Source organism: Geomonas edaphica (assembly GCF_004917075.1).
Classification (GTDB): Bacteria; Desulfobacterota; Desulfuromonadia; order Geobacterales; family Geobacteraceae; genus Geomonas; species Geomonas edaphica.
In genome coordinates this window covers 632,773-651,841 of sequence record NZ_SSYB01000001.1, presented here as the reverse complement: position 1 = coordinate 651,841, position 19,069 = coordinate 632,773, and the positions used below count along the sequence as shown (strand labels likewise).

Here is a 19,069-nt window from a genome sequence, read left to right as displayed (position 1 = left end):
ACCCGGCGCCGACGATCTTCCCGCGGAGGACCCCACTTGCAACCGACCCTCTTGAAAAAGATAGATTCCATCGCCGGTCCCCTGCTGGCCCATCTCTTTCTGCGCCGTCGCCGCCCCGGAACCACCACCGCGCCGCAAAGCGCCCTGGTCATACGTCCGGGCGGTATCGGTGACGCGATACTCCTCATCCCCGCGCTGCGTGCGCTTAAGTCCGCTTACCCTGCCTGCCGCATCGAGATCCTCGCCGAGACGCGAAACGCCGCCGCCTTCCAGTTCTGCCCCGGTCTCGAGGCCGTGCACCGCTACGATGCCCCCGGCGAGCTTTCCCGCGTACTGCGCAACCGCTACGACCTCGTCATCGACACCGAGCAGTGGTATCGCCTCTCGGCACTCGTCTCCCGTCTGGTTCGCACCCGCCGTTCCGTAGGTTTCGCCACCAATCAGAGAAAGAGGCTCTTCACCGACGCCGTTCCCTACGCCCTCGACGACTACGAACCCTATTCCTTCTTCCGCCTGCTGGCCCCTCTCGGCATCGAGGAGCCATCCGAACTGTCCGTTCCTTTCCTGACCCTGCCACCGGAGGCGGTAGATGGGGCAGCACGCCTTTTGACCTACATCGGCGAGCGCCCCTTCGTGGCCATATTTCCCGGCGCGAGTGTTCCGCGCAAGGAGTGGGGCATCGGCAGATTCCGTCAAGTCGCCTCCTCCGCCGTCTTGGCCGGATACGCCGTCGTCCTTCTGGGCGGGGAGAAGGAAGCTGAGGCGTGCGAGCTGATTGCCAGGTCCACTGGCGCGCTCGACCTTGCAGGGAAGGGGAGTCTCGCCGAGAGTGCTGCCGTGATCGGCCGGGCAAAGGCCCTTCTGTCCGGTGACTCAGGCCTCCTTCATATCGCGGCCGGTCTCGGCACGCCGACCGTTTCTCTCTTCGGACCGAGCGATCCCGTCAAATGGGCTCCCAAAGGGGAGTGGCACCGCGTCTTCGCCTCGACCCTTTCCTGCGTACCCTGTTCAAGGTGGGGGACCATACCGGCATGTTCACATGAGGGGAGTTGCGTCGACGCCGATCCTTCCGAGGTCTCAAGGGCGCTGATTCGGCTCCTTGACGCGGCATGTACGGCGACGCCGTCTCTCCAATGAGAAAAATTCATGTGCATGAAAATAAAACCTTGACTTTGAAACGGCGAATTGGTACAAAGTCCGAGTTCCACGAAGCAGCAATAAAAACAGGCGCGTAGCTCAGGGGTAGAGCACTAGCTCGACACGCTAGGGGTCGGCGGTTCGAAACCGCCCGCGCCTACCAATTAAACAGAGACCTTCAGTACGAGGTTCGACGGAGGCATCGAGTTTCGATGCCTCTTTCTGTTTTGTATCCTGATTTTTCAAAAGGGGTCTTGCATGAACGAGATTAAGGTCACGCTTCCGGACGGTTCCCAAAGGCCCTTGCCTGAAGGCTCCTCTATCTACGATCTGGCCGCCTCCATCGGGGCTGGTCTCGCCAAGGCCGCCATCGCCGGCAAGATCGACGGCAACCTCGTCGACTTGAGAGCGACACTCACCGACGGCGCCCGTGTGGAGATCGTCACCGAGAAGAGCCCCGAGGCGCTCGAGATCATCAGGCACTCGACCTCGCACCTGATGGCCCAGGCGGTGAAGGCGCTCTTCCCGCAGGCCAAGGTGACCATCGGTCCCGCCATCGAGACCGGTTTTTACTACGACTTCGACGTCGACCATCCCTTCACACCGGAAGATCTCGAAAAGATCGAGGCGAAGATGCGTGAGCTTGCCAAGGCCGATCTCAAGATCGTCCGCTCCGAGCTTACCAGCGTCGAAGCCGTTGAACTCTTCAGGAAGATGGGTGAGAGCTACAAGGTCGAACTGATCGAGGATCTCGGCGCCGACAAGGTCTCCCTTTACACCCAGGGTGACTTCTCCGACCTCTGCCGCGGTCCGCATCTGCCGAGTACCTCCTGGTGCAAGGCGTTCAAACTTACCTCCATCGCGGGCGCCTACTGGCGCGGCGACGAAAAGCGCGCCATGCTGCAGCGCGTCTACGGCACCGCATTTGGCGACAAGAAGGAACTGGAGGCGTACCTCGAGAGGATCGAGGAGGCGAAGAAGCGCGACCACAGGAAACTCGGCCGCGAACTCGACCTCTTCTCCTTCAACGACGAGGTCGGCGCCGGTCTGGTCATCTGGCACCCGAAAGGTGCGATGCTGCGCACCATCCTCGAGGACTTCGAGAGGAAGGAACACTTAAAGCGCGGCTACGACATCGTCCAGGGGCCGCAGATCCTGAAGACCGAACTCTGGCAGCGTTCCGGCCACTACGAGAACTACCGCGAGAACATGTACTTCACCACGGTGGACGAGCAGAGCTACGGCGTGAAGCCGATGAACTGCCTGGCCCACATGATGATCTACCGCTCGCAGCTGCGCTCCTACCGCGATCTGCCGCTGCGCTACTTCGAGCTCGGCACGGTGCACCGTCACGAGAGGGCAGGCGTTCTGCACGGCCTTCTGCGCGTGCGCGGCTTCACCCAGGACGACGCACACATCCTCTGCACCCCGGAACAGCTGGACGGCGAGATCAAGGGGGTCATCCAGTTCGTCACCGAGGTGATGGCGATCTTTGGCTTCGAGTTCGAGATGGAGCTTTCCACCCGTCCCGAAAAGTCGATCGGCTCCGATGATGCATGGGAACTTGCCACGAACGCGCTTCTGAATGCACTGAAGGATTCCGGTCGTCCCTATGAGATAAACGAGGGCGACGGCGCATTCTACGGGCCGAAGATAGACATCAAGCTGCGCGATGCTCTTGACAGAAGATGGCAATGTGCTACTATCCAGTGCGATTTTACCCTTCCGGAGCGTTTCGATCTCACCTATGTCGACGCGGATGGTGAAAAGAAACGCCCTGTCATGGTGCACAGGGTTATCCTTGGCGCCATCGAGCGCTTCATCGGTGTCCTCATCGAGCACTTCGCCGGAAACTTCCCGACTTGGCTGGCACCGGTTCAGGCGACCGTTCTCACGGTTACCGACAACCAGATTCCCTACGCACAGGCTGCCTTCGACAAGCTGCGTGCCGCGGGCGTGCGGGTGCAGAAGGATTTCAGAAACGAAAAGCTCGGCTTCAAGATCCGCGAGGCCCAGCTGCAGAAGATACCGTACATGCTGGTGGTGGGGGACAAGGAGGTCGAAGGCGGCCTGCTCGCGCCTCGTTTCCGCGACGGCAAGAACCTCGAAGCGATGACTCCCGAACAGTTCATCGCCTTCATAGAGAACGAAGTTAAAACCTACAAATAGGAGGTGGCGTCATAGCTAAACCTACAGTCAACATCAATCAGACAATCAGGGCCAAAGAGGTAAGGGTAGTAGGTGCCGAAAGTGAGCAGCTTGGTATTCTTCCGCTTCGCGAGGCTCTGGCGTTGGCTGAGAGTCAGCAACTCGATCTGGTAGAGGTTTCGCCGACAGCCGTTCCCCCTGTCTGCCGTATCATGGATTACGGCAAGTTCAAATATCAGCAGGCTAAGAAGCTTGCTGAGGCAAAGAAGAAGCAGGTGCAGGTCGAGCTGAAGGAAGTGAAGCTTCGTCCGAAGACCGATACGCACGACCTGGAGTTCAAGGTTAAGCACGTACGTCGCTTCCTGGAAGAAGGGAACAAGGCGAAGATCACCGTCGTTTTCCGCGGTCGTGAGATCACGCACCAGGAACTCGGCATGGCCGCACTGGAAAAGATAACCGCCGAACTCGCCGATATCGGCGTGGTCGAGGTAAAGCAGAAGATGGAAGGGCGTAGCATGTTCATGATCATCGCCCCCAAAGTAAAAAAATAAACACCACAACAAAGGAGTAGTAAAACAATGCCTAAAATGAAGACCCATAGGGGCGCCGCCAAGCGTTTCAGCAAGACCGGCACAGGCAAAATCAAGATGGCTCACGCCTTCACCAGCCACATCCTGACCTCCAAGACCAGGAAGACCAAGCGCAACCTCCGTAAAAGCGGCATCGTAGCAGCCTCCGACCACAAGAACATCTGCTGCCTGATCCCCTACAAATAACATCGGGACTGGGGGCTGGGGACTAGGGACTGGAACACCGGCACCGGGGTGCGCCTCGGAGCTGTTCGTCTTCAACCGCCGTTTTCGCCCGTTACCGAAGTCCGAGAACCGTGAGGAAACGTCTCCCCTTGCGGATCCGGCTAATTTAAAAACCAGAAGGAGTATGTATGCCAAGAGTAAAGCGCGGTTTTAAAGCGAGACAGAGAAGAAACAAAGTATTGAAACTTGCCAAGGGCTACCGCGGCGCGAGAAGCAAACTGTTCAGGAGCGCCACCGAAGCGGTGGACCGCGCACTGAACTACGCGTTCAGGGACAGAAGGGTGAAAAAGCGGGACTTCAGGGCCCTCTGGATCACCAGGATCAACGCTGCGGCAAGGATCAACGGTCTTTCCTACAGCAAACTGATCCACGGTCTGAAGCTCGCCAACGTGGAAATCGACAGAAAAGTGATGGCCGACCTGGCCGTTTCCGATCCGAAAGGTTTCGCAGCTATCGCGGCAGCAGCCAAAGCAAAATTTTAATACATACCGCGGGCATAAAGAGAAATGGGATAGCGATGTCCCATTTCTTTTTTTTTCCGAAAATAGGGTCATGCGATGAAGGATAAACTGGAAGCACTTTTAGAAGAGGCCCTCTCCGAGCTGGCTCAGGCCTCCACGGAAGAGGGGCTGCAGGAACTGCGGGTCAAGTACCTGGGCAAGAAAGGGGCGCTCACCGGCGTCATGAAGGGGCTGGGTGCGCTTTCCCCCGAGGAAAGGCCTCTGGTCGGCCAGGTGGTGAACACCGTGAAGGCGAAGCTCGAGGATGCGCTCGACGCGCGCGCCACCGCGGTTCGCGAGACGGCAAAGGCCGCGAGGCTCGCCGGTGAGAAGATCGACGTGACCCTGCCGGGCAGGCGTCAGGCGATGGGTTCCAAACACCCGATCACCCTGGTGACCGAGGAGATCTGCTCCATCTTTGGCGCGCTCGGTTTTGCCGTCGCAGAAGGTCCGGAGATCGAGCTCGACTTCTACAACTTCGAGGCGCTGAACCTCCCGAAGGACCACCCCGCGCGCGACATGCAGGACACCTTCTACTTCGGCGAGAGTGTGCTTCTCCGGACACACACCTCTCCGGTGCAGATCCGCACCATGCTGAAGCAGCCCCCGCCGGTGCGCATCATAGCACCCGGGACCGTGTACCGCTGCGATTCCGACGCCACCCATTCCCCGATGTTCCACCAGGTCGAGGGGCTCATGGTCGACAAGGGGATCACCTTCGGCGATCTGAAGGGTATTCTGACCCTCTTCATCAGCCAGCTCTTCGGCAAGGACATCGGCGTTAGGCTCCGTCCCTCTTTCTTCCCCTTCACCGAACCCTCCGCCGAGGTCGACATCGCCTGCGTCATCTGCCGCGGTAAGGGGTGCCGGGTTTGCAAGGAGACCGGTTGGCTCGAGATCCTGGGCGCCGGCATGGTCGACCCCGAGGTGTACCGCCACGTGGGGTACGATTCGGAGCAGTACACCGGGTTCGCCTTCGGCATGGGGATCGAGAGGATCGCGATGCTCAAGTACGGCATCGCCGACATGAGGCTTCTTTTCGAGAACGACCTCAGGTTCCTAAAGCAATTTTAAAAAGCGCTGAACAGGGATGAAGGGGATGAAAGGGATAACGACTGAAGGCTCAAAGCTTAAAGTCTGATCTTCGCATGAAGCCTTTGAATTATCCCCTGTATCCCTTTTATCCCTGTTAATTGATTTTCCATTTGAAGGAATCGATATGATAGTTACCTATAACTGGATCAAGGAATTCGTCGATTGCGACCTCCCGGCGGCTGAACTCTCGCATCTGCTCACCATGCTCGGCCTCGAGGTTGAGCGTATGGAAGAGGTCGGCGGCGGCATGGACGACGTCGTCGTGGCCCAGGTGGTGGAAAAGAACCAGCACCCCAACGCGGACAAGCTTTCGCTTTGCAAGGTCGACAACGGAAGCCAGATCGTGAACGTCGTCTGCGGCGCGCAGAACTTCAAGGCCGGCGACAAGGTCGCCCTGGCCCAGATCGGCGCGACGCTCCCCGGTGACTTCAAGATCAAGCGCTCGAAGATCCGCGGCGAGGAGTCCTGCGGCATGCTCTGCTCCGAAAAGGAGCTTGCCCTCTCCGCCGAGTCCTCCGGTATCATGATCCTCCCCGAAAGCTACACCCTCGGTACTCCGCTCTTCGACGCGCTCGGCACCAAGGACGTCATATTCGAGATCGGGCTCACCCCGAACCGCGCCGACTGCCTGAGCGTCGTCGGCATCGCGCGCGAGGTCGCCGCCAAACTCGGCAAGAAGGTGCACTACCCGGGCCTCGAGGTAAAAGAGGAAGGGGCACCCGTCGCATCGGTTGCAAGCGTCGAGATTCTCGCACCGGAACTCTGCCCGCGCTACACCGCGCGCCACATCACCGGGTGCACGCTCGCCGACTCCCCGGCCTGGCTCGCCAACAGGCTCATGGCCGCAGGGATCCGCTCCATCAACAACATCGTCGACGTGACCAACTACGTGCTCCTCGAGTACGGTCACCCGCTGCATGCCTTCGACTACAAGCTCCTCTCCGGAGGAAAGATCGTCGTTGCCGCGGCAGGCGAGGGGGAGAAGTTCACCACCCTCGATGGCCAGGAGAGAACCCTCGCCTCGAACGACCTCACCATCCGTGACGGCGCGAAGGCTGTGGCCCTTGCCGGCATCATGGGTGGCGGTAACTCCGAAATAGGGGAGGGGACCACCGAGGTGCTTCTCGAGAGCGCCTACTTCAACCCCTCCGCGATCCGCAAGACCTCCAAGCGTCTCGGGATCCACACCGAGTCGTCGCACCGCTTCGAACGCGGCGCCGACGTCGCCGGGCTCACCCGTGCCCTCGATCGCGCCGCCCAGCTCATCGCCGAGCTTTCCGGCGGCAAGGTCGCCAAGGGGATCATCGACGTCTACCCGGCGCCCGTTGCGCCGCGCGTCATCACCGCGCGCCTGTCGCGTATCAACGCCGTCTCCGGTCTGGATCTCTCCGCAGCCGAGGTGCAGGACATCTTCGAGCGCCTCGAATTCGAGGTGCAGCAGGGCGAGCCCGGTGTCTTCACCGTAAAGGTGCCGCTCTTCAGGGTCGACATAGAGCGCGAGGTAGACCTCGTCGAAGAAGTGGTCCGCGTGAACGGCTTCGAGAAGGTACCCGCGACGCTGCCGCAGGCGTCGGTCTTCTCCGATCTTCCTTCCGACACGCAGCGTCTGGCAAGCAGGGTTAAAGGGCTTTTGGTCTCCCACGGTCTCTCCGAGGTGATCAATTACAGTTTCGTCGCACCTTCCTCCTGCGAGAAGATCATGCTCCCGGCGGACGACTTCCGCAGTAACGGCATGGTCCTTTTGAACCCGATCTCGGACGAGCTCTCCGTCATGCGCACCACCATGCTCCCGGGGCTTTTGGATACCGCAGTCAAAAACGTAAGCTTCAGGACGCTGAACCTCGGCATCTTCGAGATGCGCCGCATCTATCTTCCCGTCGAGGGGGCCGAACTCCCCGAAGAGCCGCTCTACATATCCGCTCTGCTGACCGGAAGACGCGACCCCGAGGGGTGGAACCAGGCGAAGGGTGATATCGACTTCTTCGACGTCAAGGGGATCGCAGAGAACCTCCTTGCTGAACTGAACGTAGGCGGGGTCAACTTCAGCGTCGAGGAACTCGATCCGTACTACCATCCGGGCAAGGCCTGCCGCATCCTGAGCGGAAAGAAGGTGCTCGGCTCCATGGGAGAGCTCCATCCGACCGTACAGGAGAACTACGGCATCTCCACGCCGCTTTACTACCTGGAACTGAACTTCGAGGCGCTTCTTTCGGCGCGGAAGAAACAGGGTGCCGCCCAGGTTCCCTCGCGCTTCCCGTCCACCTTCCGCGACATCGCCATGCTCCTGCCGCGTGAACTTCCCGTCGCCGACGTGGTTTCGTGCGTGAACGGCGTGAAGGCACCCGAACTGGAAGGGGTGGAAATCTTCGACTTGTACATGGGTGGGAACATCGCTGCACACGAGAAGAGTGTCGCCATTCGCGTGCGCTACGGGTCGAAGGAGAAGACCCTTACCGACGAAGAAGTAACCCGTCTGCACACGAAGGTAACCGAGGCACTACAGAAAAAATTAAATGTTTCCTTCAGATAAAAACGGTTGCGAAATCGAAAACGCTATGGTATTAGATTAAGCCGCTGTTGAGAACACACTGAAATGTTTCACCTGTTGAGGGGATTATGACCAAAGCGGACATCGTAGAAAAAATTTATGAGAAGGTCGGTTTCTCTAAAAAAGAATCTGCCGAACTCGTTGAGACGGTCTTCGACCTGATTAAGTCCACTCTTGAAGAAGGCGACAAGATCAAGATTGCCGGCTTCGGCAACTTCGTAGTGAAAGAGAAGTCCGACCGTCGCGGCAGGAACCCGCAGACCGGCGAAGAGATCACCATCGTTGCTCGCAAGATCCTCACCTTCAAACCGAGCCAGGTACTGAAGAGCGCGATCAACATCCAGCAGTAGCATGACGACCGGCGCCCCGGACAAGCTTTACCTCAGAATCGGCGAGGTGTCCGCGGTAACTGGCCTTCCTACCTCTGTGCTGCGTTACTGGGAGACGGAATTCCCGGGATTGGCGCCAAGGAAAAGCAGCAGAGGCCAAAGGCTCTACTCCAAGAAGGACGTCGAGCTGGTCCATGAGATAAAAGAACTTCTATACGCGGAAAAGCTGACCATCGAGGGGGCGAGGAAGCGTCTGGAAGTGAAGAAAAAGTACCGAAAATCTGACCTTTCCGGTGAAGCACTTGCGGCACTGCTTCAGGATGTGAAGCTGGAATTGATGAATTTGCGGGATCAGTTGTAATTATCAGGTTTAATCGGTGCGTAGCGCAGCCTGGTAGCGCACTAGACTGGGGGTCTAGTGGTCGCTGGTTCGAATCCAGTCGCACCGACCATTTCAATCAGCCGCTTGGGAGACTTCCTGGGCGGCTGATTTAGTTTTATGACAGTAACTGTGGTATGTTTTCATCTGTCATGTCCTACCGGCCTCCGCTGTGCGACGCGTCTGCCACGGCCTGCCGGGGCCGCATATGAGGGATCGTCTCCCCGATGACCGATCGAACCCCACAACTAATCGCCTGTCACGAGTGCGACCTTTTGCAGCGCGACATCCAGCTAAACCCCGGCTGCTATGCGAGCTGCCGTCGTTGCGGCGCCGTGCTGTACCGTAACGCCACCGACAGCGTCGACCGCACCCTCGCCTATACCCTGGCGGCATGCATGGTTTTTCTGGGCGCGAACCTCTTTCCCATATTTGCCATCGAGGTGCAGGGGGGCCGCAGTGCCATCACCCTCTTCGGCGCCGTGCTCTCCCTTTGGGAACAGGGGATGAGGAGCGTCTCCACTCTCGTCCTGATCACTGCCATTCTGATTCCTGCGCTTGAGCTCGCCTCGCTCACCTATCTGCTCCTGCCTTTAAAACTCGGCAAGGTGCCCCCGAGGTATCCGCTTTTCATGCGCACCCTGCAGTGCATCGAGCCGTGGGGGATGGTGGAGGTGTTGATGCTCGGGGTGCTGGTTTCCCTGGTGAAACTCACCAACAACTTCCGCGTCATCCCGGGGATGGCTTTGTGGTCCTTCGCGGTATTGACACTGCTGCTTGCCGCAGCGGCCACCGCCTTCAACGCGCGCGACGTCTGGGCCCAGCTCGACGGGAAGCGCCGGGATCTGGAGTCAAAGTGAGCGCCGCCGACTCCCCCATCGCGGCCGGCCGCGGGCTTTGCTCCTGCCATGTCTGCCAGCTGGTCTCACGGAGCACCGGTACTTCGCGCGCGCAGCACTGCCCGCGTTGCGGCGCCCGCCTCCATTTGCGCAGACCGGGCAGCGTGCAGCGCTGCTGGGCGCTCGTCATCGCGTCCTACATACTCTACGTACCGGCCAACATGCTGGTCATGATGGAGACCGGCTCCCTGATCAATTACCGCAAGGACACCATCGTGAGCGGTGTCGTGCATCTTTGGAGGACCGGGTCCTGGATGATCGCCGTCATCGTCTTCGTGGCCAGTGTGGCGATACCGCTTTTAAAGCTCTTTTCCCTGACCCTGCTGCTCATCTCCGTGCAGCGTAAATCGACCTGGCACCCGCAGCAGCGCACCCGGCTTTTCCGGTTGGTGGAAGCGGTGGGGCGCTGGTCCATGTTGGATATCTACGTAGTTACCCTGCTCGCGGCGCTCGTGCAACTGGGCTCCCTGGCGATAGTGAAGGCCGGCCCAGCCGCGATTGCCTTCGGCGCGGTGGTTGTCCTCACCATGCTCGCCACCATGGAGTTCGATCCGCGCCTGATCTGGGACCCGTTGCAGAAAGAGGAATTCCATGACTGAACCATCGGACAGACAAGAGATACAGGACCTTCCCGAGGCGGTAAGCGAGCCGAAGCGGCGCTTCTCGATCCAGCTCGTCTGGATCATACCCATAGTCGCCGCCATCATCGGTCTTTCCATCGCAGCCAAGGCGTGGGTGGACCGCGGCGAGACCATTACCATCTCCTTCAAGACCGGGGAGGGGCTCGAGGCGGGCAAGACTAAGCTCAAGTACAAGGACGTCATGATCGGCGAGGTGAAATCGATCGCCATCTCCGACGATCGCACCCACGTCGTGGTTACCGCGGAAGTCACCAAGGACGCCAAGGGTCTCATGGTGAAAGATACCCGTTTCTGGGTGGTGCGCGCGCGCATCTCCGGCGGAAACGTCTCCGGTCTCACCACGCTCCTTGGCGGCTCCTATATCGGGGTAGAAGCGGGGACTTCGAAGGAGCTCGGTGATAGTTTCATCGGTCTCGAGTCTCCCCCCGCTGTTTCCATGGATGTCCCCGGGCGTCAGTTCGTGCTGCATACCGACGATGTAGGCTCGCTCTACACCGGCTCACCGGTGTTTTTCCGCCGCATGCAGGTGGGGCAGGTCATCTCCACCGATCTCGACCGCGATGGCAAAGCTGTCACCGTCCGTGTCTTCATCAAGTCGCCGTACGACCGCTTTGTCACCACCAGCACCTTTTTCTGGCAGGCAAGCGGCGTTGACTTGACCGTCACTCCAGGCGGCGTGAAGCTGAACACCGAATCGATGCTTGCCGTTCTTTTGGGCGGCATCTCCTTCGATGAGTCGGTCTCCGGCGCCGTCGCCGCTCCCGCGGACACCGCGTACACCCTTTACGGTACCCGCGACGAGGCCATCAAGAACTCCGCTGCCTCCGAAAAATTCATCCTCGAGTTCCGCGAGTCGGTGCGCGGCCTTGCCGTCGGTGCTCCCGTGGACCTGCGCGGCGTCACCGTGGGCGAGGTCACCAATATCAATGTGGTGCTCGACCGCAACCGCAAGGATTTCTCCGTCCCGGTCGAGATCCAGCTCTACCCTGAGCACCTGCAGACCAAGTTCCGCAAGGACAGCGGCGGTAACATGCCCCAACCCGGCACCGCCGAGGCACACAGGCTTCTCGACGATCTGGTGGCGCACGGCTTCCGCGCGCAGATCAAAAGCGGCAGCCTGCTGACCGGCCAGCTCTACGTGGCGCTCGACTTCGTGCCCGATGCCCGTGCCGGCCGCATCAACTGGAGCACCTCGCCGCCGCGTTTCCCGACCGTGCCCGGTTCCATGGAGAAACTGCAGAAGAACCTCATCGAGATCGTGCAGCGGATCGAGAAACTGCCGCTGGAGAAACTTGCCGGAGATGCGGGACAGACCATGCGCTCCCTCGACGATACCTTAAAGAGCGCCGACCGGTTGCTGCAGAACATGGACAAGTCCCTGGTGCCCGAGGCGAAAACCGTGCTCACCGAGACGAAGACGACGCTCGAGGACGTGAGAAAGACGCTTTCCGAAGCGCGGTCCACTTTGGGCGGTGCCAGCGGTGTCCTGAGCGCCGATGCACCCGTGCAGGTCGACCTGCGCGACACCATGCGCGAGGTCTCGCGTGCGGCCCGTTCGCTGCGGGTTCTCGGGGATTACCTCGAACAGCACCCCGAATCCCTGATACGCGGCAAAAAGGAGGAAAAATAGCCATGCGCACCGTCTCCGTACTCCCGGTCTTATTTGGATTTTTTCTCCTAAGCGCAGGATGCGTCAGGTCTCCCGGAGTCACCTTCTACACCCTGACTCCGGCAGCGGTTCCGGAGGTGGAAGCGTCGTCCGCGCAGTCCTTGTCGGTAAGGGTCGGACCGGTAACGCTGCCTGAACTTCTGGATCGTCCCCAGCTCGTCGTGCGCGTCGCTCCGAACCGGGTTGCCATTTTGGAATCGCACCGCTGGGCCGAACCGCTGAAAGAGGAGATCCCGCGGCTTTTATCGCAGGATATAGGGCGCAGGCTCGGTTCGAACCGTGTGTTTGCCTACGGCCAAGGTGCCGGTGTGGATGTGAAGTACGGAGTGCCTGTCGATATTCTCAGGCTGGAAGCCGTCCCCGGCGAAGCCGTCACCATCGAGGCCACCTGGAGTGTGCGCAGGGGGAGTGATAGCAGGGTAGGGCGCGCCGTGGTTCGCGAAAAAGCGACCGGCTCCGGTTACGACGCCGTAGCAGACGCGACGAGCCGCGCCCTAGACACGATCAGCGCCGAGATCGTGAAAACGGTGTTAGCCGAGGAGGCAACCCCTGCGGACGCTTCCAGAAAGTAGTCACGCGGATACGAAGCGCCACGTTTGCCTAACGTCCCCCCCTTTGCGAAGGGGGGACAGGGGGGATTTGCCTTTTGCGTCCTAGTTTTCCTCTGCTACGGCTCAGGGGGTAACGAACCGCCAACGCAGCCACAGCAAAGCCTTTAACGGGAGGTCATATGCTCATTCTCGCAGGAGATGTGGGGGGAACCTCGACCCGTATTGCCTATTTTCAGGCCGATCCCGCCGGACTCACCACACTTGCCGAGGCGCAGTACAAAAGCGCCACCCACGGCAGCCTTATCGATATCGTACGCCACTTCGCCTCGCAGCATCACATCAGCGCGGAGCGCGCCTGCTTCGGTATCGCCGGTCCCATCATCGAGGGACGGGTCCGCACACCGAACCTTCCCTGGACCATCGAGAGCGATGAACTTGCTGCGGCTTTAGAACTCCCACGTGTGCTGCTTATCAACGATCTCGAGGCGAACACCTACGGCATCGCGTCGCTTAAACAGCAAGATCTCCACACTCTCAACGAAGGCGTTGCCAACCCTTCCGGCACCATAGCCGTGGTCTCGGCGGGGACAGGCCTTGGTGAGTCGCTCGCCTACTTCGCTGGAGGTATCCATCACCCGCTTCCCAGCGAAGCCGGACACGCCGATTTCGCGGCACGCAACGAGTTGGAAGCGGAACTCCTCCTTTACCTGCAGACGAAGCACGGCCGGGCCAGTTACGAGCGTGTGTTGTCCGGCCCAGGGCTCCTGGACATCTATCGTTTTCTGCGCGACAAGCATTACTTCCCCGAACAGGAATCCATCGCTGCCGCGATGACGGTGGGCGATCCACCCGCGGTCATTACGAAGGCGGCCCTTGAATCCCGCTGCCCCATGTGCGCGAAGGCCCTCGAGGTCTTCATATCCGTCTACGGAGCCGAGGCAGGCAACGCCGCCCTCAGGTTTCTCGCCACAGGCGGCGTCTACCTTGGCGGAGGGATCGCACCGAAGATACTGGATCTGCTAAAAGGACCGGCATTCATGCTTTCTTTTACCGCAAAAGGCAGGCTGAGTCCCCTGGTACAGTCTATTCCGGTGCACGTCATACTGAATGAAAAAACCGCTCTTTTAGGTGCCGGAAGAGCTGCATTCTATGCACATCTGTGAGATACACTTTCTTTCTCGCTGTTCTTTGCAGGCGCCGGAGCTGCTGCATGATTCTGCCGGCTCGACAAATGCACTTCCCGGGTTTGCGTACCTCATCATTTAAAGTCGATTTCTTCTGCGATGAAGTTCGATTCTTTTTGTCCTCCCGTATACTCAGTCCAACAATGTTATTTTTACTTTATTATTGACAATATCTCCGTCTCTGCTATTAATCACCTAACTATAACTTTGAAGGAGGGTGGTAAATGGCGACCTTGGTAGAAATAGCTGCACAACTCGTTGCATCGCATGCCTCCAGCACGCCGATGACATCGGATGAGCTTCTCGCGGAAATAGCCAAAGTTCACGCTGCACTGAAGAACCTTGAGGCAGGGCAGGGCGTGGAAGGCGTCGAAGAACCAAAAGCTTCACTCTCCATCAAAGAAGCCTTCAAAAAGAACGAGGTGGTCTGCCTTGTTTGCGGCAAAGGCGGGTTCAAGACCCTTGCGCGTCACCTGAGCACAGCGCACGGCATGAAGCCCGGTGCCTACAAGAAGCAGTTCGGGATTCCGAGCAAGCAGGCCCTGTCCGCGAAGAGCTATTCCGAGTCCCGCCGCAAGATGGCGCAGGACCGCGGTCTGGCCGACAACCTTGCCAAGGCGAGGGAAGTGCGCATGGCCAACATCGAGGCGAAGAAAGAGACGGTAGCCAAACCGGCCAAGGCCGCGAAGGCGACCAAGGCACCGGCAAAAGCCGCCAAAGCCCCCAAGGCAAAAGTAGCACCCAAGGCCAAGAAGTAGGCCGGTTCCTACGTCTGTAAAAAGCACCTCGCGAGGGGTGCTTTTTTTGATTCCGAAGCCAATACATTTTCAGGAGGACTAAATCATGACCAAGTTGATAGCTGTCGCCCTGTTGGTATTTCTCGCCGTCCCCGCCTTTGCCGCTGACGACAAGAAAGCCGAGGACCAGAAGACCCTTTATGCCGTAGGCCAGGTAATGGCACGCCAGTTGGCCATCTTCGACATGACGTCGGACGAACTGGACCAGGTGCTGAAAGGCGTTAAGGATGGTATTGCCGGGAAGAAGCCGGATTTCGACATCGAGCCTTACAAGGCTAAAATCCAGCAGCTTGCACTGGCGCGTCGGGCCGCACAGGGCGAGCGTCTTGCTGCCAAGTCAAAGGAGTTTGTCGAGAAGGCAGCAAGCGAGAAAGGTGCGGTCAAGACCGCTTCGGGGCTCGTGTACAAGTCCATCAAGGAAGGGACCGGCGCAAGTCCTGCCGCCACCGACAGGGTTAAGGTCAATTACCGCGGCACCCTCGTCGACGGCAAGGAGTTCGACAGCTCCTACGCCGCAGGGCGTCCCGCTGAGTTCGGGTTGAACCAGGTCGTCAAGTGCTGGACCGAGGGCGTGCAGAAGATGAAGGTCGGCGGCAAGGCACAGCTTGTGTGTCCTCCTGAACTGGCCTACGGTGAGCAGGGCTCCGGGATGATTCCCGCCAATGCGACATTGATATTCGAGGTCGAGCTTCTGGATATACTGAAGTAAAATCTTGCTGCTGAAATGTCCGTGCAGCATGAGAAAGTTTTAGCGCTATTTTTTATTGACAACGAAAGCGCTCTAGACTATAAAGAGTGTCTCTTGAGGCGCGGCAGAAACCGTTGCAAGAGACGAGCAGGTAGTTGACATCATTACAAATAAGAGCTTGGCGGTGTAGCTCAGCTGGTTAGAGCACACGGCTCATATCCGTGTTGTCCGGGGTTCAAGTCCCTGCACCGCCACCATAAAAAAAGAGCCTTCCGGTCACCGCCGGAAGGCTCTTTTGCTTTTGTGATTACTCCATCGGAGTTCCTCTTCACCTCGTCCACCTTCGACCCTATCACTTATAATCATGTCGCGTCAGACCATATTCCGCACCCCTCTATTCGGTCGTGTTGCGTCTTCCTCCGCTCTTTGATATATTTCCCCGAGAGGAGCTGGCTATGAATGAGATCTTGTTCGTTGTAGAGAGCGGGCCGGAAGGTGGGTATGTCGCCAAGGCTCTTGGCGAATCAATATTTACCGAGGCCGACACCCTTGAAGAACTCCATACAAATGTGAGAGACGCGGTCCTGTGCCACTTCGAAGCAGGCGCTGCACCCAAGATGATCCGCCTTCATTTCGTCCATGAGGAAGTCTTGGCTGTATGAAACTGCCGCGTGACATCACCGGCTATGACCTAGCAAAAGCTCTTCGCAAATTTGATTATACGATTACCCGCCAGACCGGCAGTCATATCCGCCTTTCAACGACCGCAGATGGCGAGCATCATATTACCGTACCCGCCCATATTCCGCTCAAAGTTGGCACGCTTGCCGCCATTCTCTCCGATATTGAATCCCACCACAAAATAACGCGTGATAATCTGCTGGAAATTCTTTTCGCTTAACAATAATCCAACGCGCTTCAATCAGAAATTTCGCACGTTGATTCATTCTCATTGACCTCCAAGTAAAAAAGAGCGTATAAAGACACTCGCTCCGAATCCTGCTAAGAGGTCAACATGACAATAGGAAGAGGCAGTTTGTCACAGTTCACAGCCGCCAGTGCTATTCACCAGCACTGGCGGCTTTTTTAATGGATTTTTTTTAGTCTATCCCGAGCACGAACATCTCCAGGAGGCACCGTGTCCGACCCCGCAAATCTCTTCATCTGGCTTGGTAATCATTATCTCTACTTTGTTGCCTTCACCGCCCTCGTAATTCTGCTCTGGAACTCGGTGGTCATCGTAGGCGGCAACGAGATCGCCCTCATCGAGCGACGCTGGTTCGGCAGCAAGATGCCGCAGGGGCGGGTCGTGGCCCTCGGGAACGAGGTAGGGATCCAGGCCCGCACCCTTGGACCGGGACTGCATTTCCTCATCCCTTTCATCTATAAGGCCACGAAAAGCGTCTTCACCGAGATACTGGAAAACGAGATCGGCCTGATCGAATCGGTGGACGGCACATCGATCCCGTCCGGACGCATCTTCGCCGCGGTCGTCGCCGGCCACAATTCCTTCCAGGACGGCGAAGCGTTCATCAGAAACGGTGGGCAGAAGGGACCGCAGATCGAGGTGCTTCCTCCGGGCAAATACCGCATCAACCCGTATCTCTTCAAGCTGACCAAGGGGAACGTCACCGAGATCAAGGACTTCGAGATCGGTATCGTCGAGTCGGTGGACGGTGTCGCCATACCGGAGGGGAGGATCTTCGCCCAGGCGGTGGAAGGGCACAGCTCATTCCAAAACGGCGAGGCCTTCATCAACAACGGCGGACAGAAAGGTCCGCAGATCGAGATCATCCCTCCCGGCAACTACCGCATCAACCCCTACCTATTCAAGGTGACCAAGAGTTCGGCAACCAAGATCGGCGACGGGGAGATCGGCCTGGTGGAATCGGCCGACGGCTCCGCCATCCCTGCCGGACGCATCTTTGCTTCCGTGGTCTCCGGGCACAACTCCTTCCAGTCCGGCCAAGATTTCATCGTGAGCGGCGGCCAGAAGGGGCCTCAGACCGAGATCCTGCCGCCGGGCGTCTACCGCATCCATCCGAACCTTTTCAAGGTGACCAAGGCCGAGGCCGTCATCATCGCGAAAGGGGAAGTCGGCATGGTCACCGCCCAGGACGGCGCACCCATTCCCATGGGACGTCTTCTCGCCCAGAGCGTGCCGGGGCACTCCAACTACGAAAACGGCGAGGCCTTCATCAAAAACGGCGGGCAAAAGGGACCCCAGATCGACGTGCTTCTCCCCGGTACCTACCGTATCAACCTGAACCTGTTCAATATCCAGGTCGCGCCGGCGGCGGTGGTCGAGGCGAACAAGATCGGTCTCGTGACCGCTCTGGACGGCATTCCGCTGCCGGAGCGCGAGTACGTCGCCTCGCCGATCACCGGCCATAACGACTATCAGGACGGTTCCGCCTTCCTGCTCAAACACGGGCAGCGCGGCCCGCAACTGGACGTGTTGCGCCCGGGAACCTATTACATCAACCCGCTCATGTTCAGCGTCGCCATCGACGATGTTGCCGTGGTCGAGCGCGGCCAGGTCGGTGTTATTGTCTCCAACGTCGGAGAAGACCCGACCGAGGAGATGAAGAAACGGCTCGGCTCGTCACAGACCGGCGCTTCGGAAGAAGAGGGGAAGGAGAAGTACGTCGTCCCGAAGGGATTCCGCGGCATCCAGGAGGAAGTGGCCGGACCGGGACGCTACTACCTCAACCGTCGCGCCTTCATGGCGTACATCATCGACACCACCAACATCACCATAGACTGGGATGATCAGGAAGACACCCGTTTCGACCAGTTGACCGTTATCTCCAAGGACGGCTTCCCGATCCAGGTCTCCGTCAAGGTGGTCATCCGCGTTCGTCCGGACCAGGCGCCGTACATGGTGGCGAAGGTCGGCTCAATCGACAACCTTATCCAACACGTAATACACCCGATGATCGACTCCTCCTTCCGCAACCAGGCTTCCACTGCCTCCGCGATGAACTTCCTGCAGAGCCGTTCCGAAGAGCAGGCCAAGGCGGAATCTAGGGCCCGGGTCGACCTGGAGAAGTATCACGTCGAGTGCGTATCCGTGCTGATCTGCCAGATCAAGCTTCCCGAAGATCTGATGCAGACCCAGACCAAGAGGATCATTGCCGAGCAGCAGCAGGAGATGTACAAGATGGAGCAGAAGTCCCAGGCGGAGCGCACCGAGATGGAGAAGATGCGCGCCACCGCCGACCAGCAGCCCACCCTGGTGGCCTCCGAGATTGCCGTGAAGGTCGCCACCCAGAAGAAAGCCGAGATGATCACCTTGGCCGAAGGCAACGCCGAGTCCAAGGCGCTGGAAGGGGCCGGTGAAGGGAAGCGGTTGAAGGCGATAGGCGACGGCGAGGCGTCCAAGATTGCCGCCATCGGTGAAGCCACCGCCCAGGCCTACAACAAGCAGCAGGAAGCCATCGGCGAAGAAGCCATCAAGCAGATCAAGATCGTCGAGTTGGTAGCCGCCGCCATCCAGGAAGGAAAGATCAAGATCGTCCCCGACGTCCTAGTAACCGGCGGCGGGAATGCAGGCGACGGTTTGATGGGCCAGTTGAGCCGGGTGTTGCCGGGAGTCGATCTCGCCGCGCTGGTGAACAAGCAGGCGGCATTGCCAAAAGGGTAAGAGATAGAACAACAGAAGAGCAGGGGGCCTATAAGTGGAGGGA

19 protein-coding genes and 3 tRNA genes are annotated in these 19,069 nt (G+C 58.8%); all 22 read left to right on the top strand.

Translation table 11 applies throughout. The annotated features are described in order from the left end of the window. The first annotated feature begins 36 nt into the window (after nt 1-36). The 22 genes from E8K79_RS02765 (at nt 37) to E8K79_RS02660 (ending at nt 19,026) form a co-directional block, all read left to right on the top strand. Nucleotides 37-1,137 carry a glycosyltransferase family 9 protein gene (locus E8K79_RS02765; protein ID WP_136513379.1) on the top strand — a complete coding sequence of 367 codons (1,101 nt, stop codon included), beginning with the start codon at nt 37-39 and terminating at the stop codon, nt 1,135-1,137. A gap of 88 nt (nt 1,138-1,225) precedes the next feature. Next, a tRNA-Val gene (locus E8K79_RS02760) sits at nt 1,226-1,300 on the top strand. Nucleotides 1,301-1,395: 95 nt separating this feature from the next. Then, nucleotides 1,396-3,306: a threonine--tRNA ligase gene (thrS, locus tag E8K79_RS02755; RefSeq protein ID WP_162604586.1), complete on the top strand. Its 1,911-nt coding sequence runs from the start codon at nt 1,396-1,398 to the stop codon at nt 3,304-3,306. A gap of 11 nt (nt 3,307-3,317) precedes the next feature. Then, nucleotides 3,318-3,836 (top strand): translation initiation factor IF-3, encoded by a 519-nt coding sequence (infC, locus tag E8K79_RS02750; protein ID WP_136513377.1) that lies wholly within the window; start codon nt 3,318-3,320, stop codon nt 3,834-3,836. A gap of 27 nt (nt 3,837-3,863) precedes the next feature. Further along, nucleotides 3,864-4,061: a 50S ribosomal protein L35 gene (rpmI, locus tag E8K79_RS02745; RefSeq protein ID WP_129128247.1), complete on the top strand. Its 198-nt coding sequence runs from the start codon at nt 3,864-3,866 to the stop codon at nt 4,059-4,061. A 167-nt stretch (nt 4,062-4,228) separates the two neighbouring features. Continuing rightward, nucleotides 4,229-4,582 (top strand): 50S ribosomal protein L20, encoded by a 354-nt coding sequence (gene rplT, locus E8K79_RS02740; RefSeq protein WP_015720525.1) that lies wholly within the window; start codon nt 4,229-4,231, stop codon nt 4,580-4,582. 75 nt (nt 4,583-4,657) lie between these two features. Beyond that, complete coding sequence (gene pheS / locus E8K79_RS02735) at nt 4,658-5,674, top strand: phenylalanine--tRNA ligase subunit alpha (protein ID WP_136513376.1); 1,017 nt, start codon at nt 4,658-4,660, stop codon at nt 5,672-5,674. 145 nt (nt 5,675-5,819) lie between these two features. Then, nucleotides 5,820-8,225, top strand: a complete 2,406-nt coding sequence (pheT, locus tag E8K79_RS02730; RefSeq protein WP_136513375.1) for a phenylalanine--tRNA ligase subunit beta — start codon at nt 5,820-5,822, stop codon at nt 8,223-8,225. Between the two features lie 86 nt (nt 8,226-8,311). Beyond that, nucleotides 8,312-8,593 carry an integration host factor subunit alpha gene (locus tag E8K79_RS02725; protein ID WP_135869880.1) on the top strand — a complete coding sequence of 94 codons (282 nt, stop codon included), beginning with the start codon at nt 8,312-8,314 and terminating at the stop codon, nt 8,591-8,593. A gap of 1 nt (nt 8,594) precedes the next feature. Then, the gene (locus E8K79_RS02720; RefSeq protein WP_136513374.1) at nt 8,595-8,933 is read left to right on the top strand and encodes a MerR family transcriptional regulator; all 339 of its coding nucleotides are present in this window, start codon (nt 8,595-8,597) and stop codon (nt 8,931-8,933) included. Nucleotides 8,934-8,947: 14 nt separating this feature from the next. Continuing rightward, nucleotides 8,948-9,024 (top strand) — tRNA-Pro (locus tag E8K79_RS02715). A gap of 154 nt (nt 9,025-9,178) precedes the next feature. Beyond that, nucleotides 9,179-9,811, top strand: a complete 633-nt coding sequence (locus E8K79_RS02710) for a paraquat-inducible protein A (RefSeq protein WP_136513373.1) — start codon at nt 9,179-9,181, stop codon at nt 9,809-9,811. Then, complete coding sequence (locus tag E8K79_RS02705) at nt 9,808-10,449, top strand: paraquat-inducible protein A (protein ID WP_136513372.1); 642 nt, start codon at nt 9,808-9,810, stop codon at nt 10,447-10,449. The genes E8K79_RS02710 and E8K79_RS02705 overlap by 4 nt, the downstream gene beginning before the upstream one ends. After that, complete coding sequence (locus E8K79_RS02700) at nt 10,442-12,121, top strand: PqiB family protein (RefSeq protein WP_136513371.1); 1,680 nt, start codon at nt 10,442-10,444, stop codon at nt 12,119-12,121. Before E8K79_RS02705 ends, E8K79_RS02700 begins: the two co-directional genes overlap by 8 nt. A gap of 2 nt (nt 12,122-12,123) precedes the next feature. After that, a complete protein-coding gene (locus E8K79_RS02695; RefSeq protein WP_136513370.1) occupies nt 12,124-12,732 on the top strand; it encodes a PqiC family protein in 609 nt (202 codons plus the stop codon). Nucleotides 12,733-12,890: 158 nt separating this feature from the next. Further along, nucleotides 12,891-13,874, top strand: a complete 984-nt coding sequence (glk, locus tag E8K79_RS02690) for a glucokinase (RefSeq protein WP_136513369.1) — start codon at nt 12,891-12,893, stop codon at nt 13,872-13,874. Between the two features lie 245 nt (nt 13,875-14,119). Then, nucleotides 14,120-14,653 carry a MucR family transcriptional regulator gene (locus E8K79_RS02685; RefSeq protein ID WP_136513368.1) on the top strand — a complete coding sequence of 178 codons (534 nt, stop codon included), beginning with the start codon at nt 14,120-14,122 and terminating at the stop codon, nt 14,651-14,653. Nucleotides 14,654-14,738: 85 nt separating this feature from the next. Beyond that, nucleotides 14,739-15,401: an FKBP-type peptidyl-prolyl cis-trans isomerase gene (locus tag E8K79_RS02680; protein WP_136513367.1), complete on the top strand. Its 663-nt coding sequence runs from the start codon at nt 14,739-14,741 to the stop codon at nt 15,399-15,401. Between the two features lie 159 nt (nt 15,402-15,560). Further along, nucleotides 15,561-15,637 (top strand) — tRNA-Met (locus E8K79_RS02675). Between the two features lie 198 nt (nt 15,638-15,835). After that, nucleotides 15,836-16,042 carry a 2-oxoisovalerate dehydrogenase gene (locus tag E8K79_RS02670; RefSeq protein ID WP_136513366.1) on the top strand — a complete coding sequence of 69 codons (207 nt, stop codon included), beginning with the start codon at nt 15,836-15,838 and terminating at the stop codon, nt 16,040-16,042. Further along, complete coding sequence (locus E8K79_RS02665; protein ID WP_136513365.1) at nt 16,039-16,281, top strand: type II toxin-antitoxin system HicA family toxin; 243 nt, start codon at nt 16,039-16,041, stop codon at nt 16,279-16,281. The genes E8K79_RS02670 and E8K79_RS02665 overlap by 4 nt, the downstream gene beginning before the upstream one ends. 237 nt (nt 16,282-16,518) lie before the next feature. Beyond that, on the top strand, nt 16,519-19,026 hold the full coding sequence (locus tag E8K79_RS02660; protein WP_246043678.1) for an SPFH domain-containing protein: 2,508 nt from the start codon (nt 16,519-16,521) through the stop codon (nt 19,024-19,026). The last annotated feature ends 43 nt before the right edge of the window (nt 19,027-19,069 follow it).

Coding starts and splice junctions, on each gene's coding strand:
- thrS (WP_162604586.1), top strand. CDS start 1,396: ATGAACGAGATTAAGGTCACGCTTCCGGACGGTTCCCAAAGGCCCTTG.
- rpmI (WP_129128247.1), top strand. CDS start 3,864: ATGCCTAAAATGAAGACCCATAGGGGCGCCGCCAAGCGTTTCAGCAAG.
- rplT (WP_015720525.1), top strand. CDS start 4,229: ATGCCAAGAGTAAAGCGCGGTTTTAAAGCGAGACAGAGAAGAAACAAA.
- pheS (WP_136513376.1), top strand. CDS start 4,658: ATGAAGGATAAACTGGAAGCACTTTTAGAAGAGGCCCTCTCCGAGCTG.
- pheT (WP_136513375.1), top strand. CDS start 5,820: ATGATAGTTACCTATAACTGGATCAAGGAATTCGTCGATTGCGACCTC.
- E8K79_RS02725 (WP_135869880.1), top strand. CDS start 8,312: ATGACCAAAGCGGACATCGTAGAAAAAATTTATGAGAAGGTCGGTTTC.
- E8K79_RS02720 (WP_136513374.1), top strand. CDS start 8,595: ATGACGACCGGCGCCCCGGACAAGCTTTACCTCAGAATCGGCGAGGTG.
- E8K79_RS02710 (WP_136513373.1), top strand. CDS start 9,179: ATGACCGATCGAACCCCACAACTAATCGCCTGTCACGAGTGCGACCTT.
- E8K79_RS02700 (WP_136513371.1), top strand. CDS start 10,442: ATGACTGAACCATCGGACAGACAAGAGATACAGGACCTTCCCGAGGCG.
- E8K79_RS02695 (WP_136513370.1), top strand. CDS start 12,124: ATGCGCACCGTCTCCGTACTCCCGGTCTTATTTGGATTTTTTCTCCTA.
- glk (WP_136513369.1), top strand. CDS start 12,891: ATGCTCATTCTCGCAGGAGATGTGGGGGGAACCTCGACCCGTATTGCC.
- E8K79_RS02685 (WP_136513368.1), top strand. CDS start 14,120: ATGGCGACCTTGGTAGAAATAGCTGCACAACTCGTTGCATCGCATGCC.
- E8K79_RS02680 (WP_136513367.1), top strand. CDS start 14,739: ATGACCAAGTTGATAGCTGTCGCCCTGTTGGTATTTCTCGCCGTCCCC.
- E8K79_RS02670 (WP_136513366.1), top strand. CDS start 15,836: ATGAATGAGATCTTGTTCGTTGTAGAGAGCGGGCCGGAAGGTGGGTAT.
- E8K79_RS02665 (WP_136513365.1), top strand. CDS start 16,039: ATGAAACTGCCGCGTGACATCACCGGCTATGACCTAGCAAAAGCTCTT.